General features: G+C 54.7%; 4 protein-coding genes, 1 tRNA gene and 1 pseudogene. 4 read left to right on the forward strand and 2 right to left on the reverse strand.

Annotation, left to right across the window (positions count from 1 at the left end; translation table 11 throughout):
- Positions 1–732 (forward strand): annotated as a pseudogene (locus AC06ND_RS07380) (MBOAT family O-acyltransferase); the annotation flags it as partial.
- An 82-nt stretch (positions 733–814) separates the two neighbouring features.
- Positions 815–1225, forward strand: a complete 411-nt coding sequence (locus tag AC06ND_RS07385; RefSeq protein ID WP_475678347.1) for a radical SAM-associated putative lipoprotein — start codon at positions 815–817, stop codon at positions 1223–1225.
- A gap of 87 nt (positions 1226–1312) precedes the next feature.
- On the opposite strand, the gene AC06ND_RS07390 is transcribed toward AC06ND_RS07385, so the two are convergent.
- Together AC06ND_RS07390 and AC06ND_RS07395 are read right to left on the reverse strand one after the other, a co-directional pair.
- Positions 1313–1394: transfer RNA gene (locus tag AC06ND_RS07390), tRNA-Leu, on the reverse strand.
- Positions 1395–1476: 82 nt separating this feature from the next.
- Positions 1477–3252 carry a tetratricopeptide repeat protein gene (locus AC06ND_RS07395; protein ID WP_475678348.1) on the reverse strand — a complete coding sequence of 592 codons (1776 nt, stop codon included), beginning with the start codon at positions 3250–3252 and terminating at the stop codon, positions 1477–1479.
- A 54-nt stretch (positions 3253–3306) separates the two neighbouring features.
- Here AC06ND_RS07395 and AC06ND_RS07400 point away from each other — a divergent pair, with 54 nt between their 5' ends.
- Both AC06ND_RS07400 and AC06ND_RS07405 read left to right on the forward strand, forming a co-directional pair.
- Positions 3307–4347: a 3-dehydroquinate synthase gene (locus tag AC06ND_RS07400; RefSeq protein ID WP_475678349.1), complete on the forward strand. Its 1041-nt coding sequence runs from the start codon at positions 3307–3309 to the stop codon at positions 4345–4347.
- A gap of 3 nt (positions 4348–4350) precedes the next feature.
- The coding region (locus AC06ND_RS07405) for a type I 3-dehydroquinate dehydratase (protein ID WP_475678350.1) at positions 4351–6239 on the forward strand (1889 nt) is incomplete at its 3' end.

The raw sequence follows: 6239 nt of genomic DNA on the forward strand, positions 1-6239 counted from the left end.
GCGAACCTGAATTCGTTCATAACTATGCTCCTCGGAGGTCTCTGGCATGGAGCGTCATGGAACTTCCTTATCTGGGGTGGTCTGAACGGCATAGGAATGATAATCTACAAGGTGTGGAAGGATATGGCCTGGTGGCTCAGAATGGCTCTCAGCGCATTCGTCCTCTGCATCCTCGGCTTCGTCAAGGTCACCAATCCGCGTCCTGTTTGGAACCTCTTCTTCGTGTGGATGGCGACCATCACCTTCGTTACGGCATTGCGCTTCGTGTACCACAATATCAACCCTCGTGCAGAGGGCGTCAACCCTAAGGGACTCGACCATCGCGGAGCTTCCCAGAGCTGGACCGCGAAGCTCGGAAATATATGGGCGGTGACCCAGACCTTCACCTTCATCACCTTCACGCGCCTGTTCTTCCGCAGCGGTTCCAATCTCGACCCGGCGGTTGCCAATGAGGTCGCGTGGAATACCGCCAAGAGCATGGTCGCGCAGATAGGAAGCCCATGGAACGTCAGCATCATCCCTGACGTGTGCATAGCCTATTGGAAGGTCTTCGCACTGGTGGTGGCTGGCCTGGTGATACACCTTCTTCCTGCGAGGTTCAAGAGGTGGTACAGGATCAATTTTGCTCTTCTTCCTATCCCTGTGATCGGCCTTTGCGTGGTGGTCGTGGTGTTCCTTCTCTACCAGTTCGTCACCGCAGGCTTCCAGCCTTTCATCTATTTCCAGTTCTAGTCACCGAAGCCGGCGACCATCTGTGTACATCGTGCAACGTTTCTCCGCGACGCTGCATCTATATCGGGTAACAGGCATCGAAATGAAAAGAGCAACAAAATATCTCCTCGGACTTCTTGGCTTCACTGCGATGGCGTCATCGTGCATCGGCAGGGTCGAGTACGGCTGTCCACATGTGGACTACAAGATCTCCGGAAAGGTGGTCAACGAGGAAGGCGACCCGGTCGCCGGGATAGAAGTCTCTACCCATGACGGATACGGTCAGAAGGATACGACAGGTGTTGACGGCAAGTTCCTGATTTCCGACAGCGACATGGGCTATCCGGATAGGCTTTCCCTAAAGGATGTCGATGGCGAGGAGAACGGGCTGTACAAGTCCAAGCAGGCTCCTTTGGGCAAGTTTACCCAGGTGGAGAAGGGTGACGGCCACTGGTACGGCGGCGTGTATGAGTCAGAAGGCATCGTGATTACCGTCGAGAAAGAAGAAAACTAGTTCAGTTTATGTCAAGATACTAGCCCTAGGGAGGTAGATGCCACCAGGGCACGAAAAAAGGCGAGGAAAACTCCTCGCCTTTTTTCGTACCCAGAGCCGGGATCGAACCGGCACGCCTCGCGGCATTGGTGTTTGAGACCAACGCGTCTACCGATTCCGCCATCTGGGCGCGGTAGGCTTATGCCTCAGTAGAGGTTGCAAATATAGCCATTTTTTGGAAATGTGAAAATGTGGATGTAATCTGCTGTGTATTATTGGTCTTCTTCCAAAGATCGTATATACTCCAATTCCCCTTCGGCGTACTCTTTGGTCTCCGGATCCCATAGGAGTGTCCGGAGCACGTTCTTTGCCTCCTCCAGCCTGCCGAGTTCAATCAGTGTATATGCCCTCCTCCTGTTGAGGAAACGATTCAGGTCTCTGAGTGTTGTCCCGTCAGGATCCTGCTGGAGCACTTGTGCAAGATAAGCATCTATGAACTCAAGCGCCCTTGGGTCTCCACTGTTTACGAGCCCGTTGATGAATTCGATGATGCACTGTGTGTCCAATGTATATCTGGCTACGTTCAGGAATGGTATTGACTTGTTGTACAGCCCGAAATCGTTGAAGTCGTATCCGATATTGTAACAGCTGAAAAGTGTTTCCTTCGTCACCTTGTCCGCTTTGAGCGCCTCAAGGATATTGATGGTCTCGTCATGGATTTCGTTGAGGATGGACTGCTTCCCGTTCCGCAATGTGAAGGTCTGGAAAACAGGTGTGTTTGATTTAAGGGTCAGGTCATGCTTGTCGTCATCTCCGATGAAGTTCGGTATCATGATGCTGACCATGGTGGCTCCCTTGTCCAGGGGTTCGCTTCTGAGGACGATTGTGTTCGCCCAGCATGAAGAGGAACTGTCGGACACATCCTTGAGGTCGGAGCCGTTCCTTGAGTATCTGAAGACAGCCGTGGCGTCTCCACTGCATATGTCGCTGATCTTTGTGCTCCAGATCTTTCCCTGGTCATCCAGGGTTGAGGAAGTATATTTCTTTCCCTTCTTCTGGAAAAGAGACATGCCGGTGACGCTGTTCTCGGGAACGTTGAACAGGGTTTCGAGCGTGTAGCCGACCGTGAGGTCCTTGTCGGGAGTCTTCATCTTGGTGAGGAAATCATCCTCCAGATAGCCTTTGCCTTCGCTCCATGCGATGAGCCCTTCGAAGTAGGTTTTTTCGATCGGGTTGCCGAGATGTTCCAGGGCGGTGAGCATAGGCCCATAGATGCAGACAGAATCCCTGGTGACTGTCATCAGCCTCGAGAAGTCTGTATAGGCATCGAACCATTCGGAGCGTAGGACATGGTTCTGACCTGAACCTGCATAAAAGTCCAGAGTGAACCGCTCGCGGCAGCTGCTTACATAAATGTACTGGTCAATGCTTTCCGTGTTGTTGTTCCATGCATCTATGGCTTCCTCTTCAAATATGGCGAGTTCAGCCAGCCTTTCGGAGTTGTCCTCAAGATCATACACCACCATGAGACTGGATGTGAAAGGCTCTTCTCCAACTGCGATCAGCGAGACTCTGAAGTACGCTGCGCTTTGTGTGCATCTGTGGCAGCGTATATGGAGGACCAGGGAGGCTTCGCTGCCGTTATGGATTGTCAGTACGAGGTTCTCCTGGCTTTTCATATCGTTATATTCACCGTTCGCGTCCTTTTCGAGCATTGCCTCGGCAATGTCGAAATTGAAGACTCCGCCTTTGCCGGTGATGACGTAGCTGTCTTCTCCTTCTTTATGGATTGCATTGACTGTCATTGTCTCTGCCGATGCCCCGCCATCCGTCATGATTGTCTCAAGTAACGCCCCGACTGTCAGAGCGTCACCTTTGCTGAAACGTTTTGTCGGTATCGGCTGATGGCGGATCTTGGCCTCATAGATACGGAACAGTTCAATGTCTGTGCTGTCTGCGGATGCGGTTGCGCCGCTCTGCTGTGCGGATAATGACCAGCTCGCCGCGAGGACGACTGACAAGAACGCGATGATACGTGATGTTTTCATGGCTCGATGGTTTACCTCCAAAGTTAATTACTATATTTGTAAGTTATTAGCATTATGAAAGGAATTGTCGTATCTAAAACTGCCGATTGTCTTGCGGAGCTCCTTCAGGAATATGGTTCCGTGTATGTGGTGTATGACGCCAATGTCGAGGCTTTTGCCGAGGCGGAGGTAATCGCGCGTATCCCGTCTGAGAAGTTCAGGGCGGCATTGCCTCTGAAGATTTCCGAGGAGAACAAGACCCTCGAGACAGTCGTCTCGATCTGTCGCTGGCTGCTTCAGGGAGATGCGGACAGGAGCTCGTTCGTGCTTGCCGTAGGAGGTGGAATCACCACCGACGTCGTCGGCTTTGCGGCATCGGTCTATGAGAGGGGAATCAAGTGCGCATACGTGCCGACGACCCTTCTGGCTCAGGTTGACGCGGCAGTCGGTGGCAAGACAGGCGTGAACCTCGACTCGTACAAGAACATGGTCGGAACCTTCACCCTCCCTCAGTTTACCCTCATTGCCTCAAAGGCCCTCGAGACCCTTCCCCGCAAGGAATTCCTCTGCGGTGCGGCTGAGGTCCTGAAATCCTTCATCATCGAGGATGGTGGCTGGTATGAGAGGGCTGTCGACTTCCTCACCAGATACAATGCAGGGGAGGTCAGTGCAGCATCCGAAGAGCTTACCTCTATAGTCGAAGCGGCCGTCTCTGTCAAGGCCGGTATCGTCGAGAGGGACTTCCGTGAGGGCGGAGAGCGCAAGAAGCTCAACCTCGGCCATACCTTCGCACACGCTATCGAGCATATCTCCCAGCAGGAAGCGGCAGAGGGGAAGATACCTGCACCGGTTCCTCACGGCGAGGCCGTCGCGATGGGAATGGTCCTTGCCGCAGAGTTCTCGGAGAGGCTCGGAATCGCAGAGGAAGGCCTGGCAGCCAAGGTTCGCAAAGACATCCTTGCATGTGGTCTGCCTGCAGAGTGTCCATACCCTGTGGAGCAGCTCAAGGCAGCCATGCACCACGACAAGAAGGCTCAGGGAAACAGCGTAAGCTTCGTCCTGATGAGCCGAATCGGAGATACTCCGGTACGTAAACTTGAAATAGATTCACTGTAGAAAATGATTTGTACTGTACTGCAGAACAGGAACTATCAGCAGATCATGGACGCGCTCCAGTTCTGCGAGATGGCCGAGATAAGACTTGACAAATGCGAGCTCACCATGCGTGAGATCGAAGATATATTCATGGGTGCGGACGTTCCGCTCGTGGCGACCTGCCGAATCTCTCCGGACGTGACCGTCGATCAGGCGGAGAAGAGGCTCCTGAAGGCCGTGGAGGCCGGTGCGAGCTTCGTGGACATCGAGCTCGGCGCTCCGAAATCCATGTCGAAGCGAGTCCGTCAGGCTGCCCACGAATGTGGCGCAGTGTTCATCCGCTCATACCATGACTTTGAGGCTACTGACTCCCATGAAGCCCTCAAGGCCCTTGTGGACAAGTGCCGTTACCATGGTGCGGACATGGTCAAGATCGTGACCACCGCGAAGAGCGAGGAGGACATGGACAACGTGCTTTCCCTCTACAACGATTATGAGCCGTACGGCCTCCTTGCATTCTGCATGGGTGAGGCTGGACGCCAGTCGCGTATCGCGTGCCTTGCATGCGGTGCTCCATATACCTATGCTGCATACAATGAGGAGGAATCAGCAGCTCCTGGCCAGTGGGTGGCATCTGAGATGATGGAAGAACTCTATGGGGACAGGGCGTTCATCAAGGCCGAGGGCCTGCGAATGCCTGCTTCGAAGAGCTTCGCACAGCGCGCCATCATCGCTGCGGCCCTTGCGGACGGAGAATCCCATCTCTACCACTATACTCCTTGCGAGGACAGCGAGTCTGCCCTCAAGGTGGCAAGGATGCTCGGCGCTGACGTGAAGCTCGAGGACGGTACCGTCACCATCAAGGGAATCGCCGCCGGAGTCGCATCTGCGGATGCACCAGCGAAGAAGCTCGGAGTGAATGAGATCCATGTCGGAGAGTCGGGACTTCTTACCCGTCTCATGATTCCGCTCGCCGCGCAGCTCGGTGATGGCCCAGTGCACCTCACCGGAGAGAAGACCCTCGTGAACAGGTCTCTCGACGGCGTTCCTGCGATCATGTCCTCTTTCGGCGCAAAGGTCGTCTCAGACCCAGTCGAGGGTAGGGCAGAGGCGGAAGCCTCATCCGGATGCTTCGTTCCTCTGACCGTTGAGGGACCGCTCAACACGGGTCGCGTCGACGTGCTCGGAAAATATGGCTCACAGCTCGTGAGCGGACTTCTTATGGCCCTTCCTTTCGCAGCGAAGAACACCACCGTGGCCGTACATGAGCCTACCAGCATCCCATATATGTTCATTACCCTCGACGTGCTCAAGAAGTTCGGCATCAAGACAGCGAACGACATGCTCGGCGGTCAGGATTTCTTCGAGAGCGAGGGCGACTGGTCTCTCTGCACCGAGATCGACTTCAAGGTGCGCGGCAATCAGCACTACAAGGCGGCGGACATCGATCTCGAAGGCGATTGGGGCGCTGCTGCGAACTTCCTCGTCGCAGGTGCGGTCTTCGGAAGCGTGGACATCGACGGACTCGATACGACTTCCCTCCAGGCCGATCTTTCCATCATGGACATACTCATGGACGCGGGTGCGAGCCTTTCGCAGACAGACGGAGACATGGGCACCGTACATGTGCAGCGTGCTCCTCTCTCAGCGTTCAGGACCGACTGTACCAACTGCCCTGACCTTTTCCCTATCGTGGCCGTGCTGGCTGCGTTCTGTCAGGGCGAGAACCATATCAAGGGCGTGAGCCGTCTCACCCATAAGGAGAGCGACCGCGGCCAGGCGATACTCGACATGCTCGACAAGATGGGCGTGGACGCGGGAATCAGCGACGATGAGCTGATCGTGATTGGACATTCTCTCCCTCAGCGTCTGCTTCGCGGCGAACTGCTCAAGGGAGGCGAATACACCTCGCG

Source organism: Candidatus Cryptobacteroides sp. (genome assembly GCF_056207615.1).

What these genes read in the sequence shown, in the direction of transcription:
- AC06ND_RS07395 (WP_475678348.1), bottom strand. Translation starts at nt 3,252, where the DNA reads ATGAAAACATCACGTATCATCGCGTTCTTGTCAGTCGTCCTCGCGGCG.
- AC06ND_RS07400 (WP_475678349.1), top strand. Translation starts at nt 3,307, where the DNA reads ATGAAAGGAATTGTCGTATCTAAAACTGCCGATTGTCTTGCGGAGCTC.
- AC06ND_RS07385 (WP_475678347.1), top strand. Translation starts at nt 815, where the DNA reads ATGAAAAGAGCAACAAAATATCTCCTCGGACTTCTTGGCTTCACTGCG.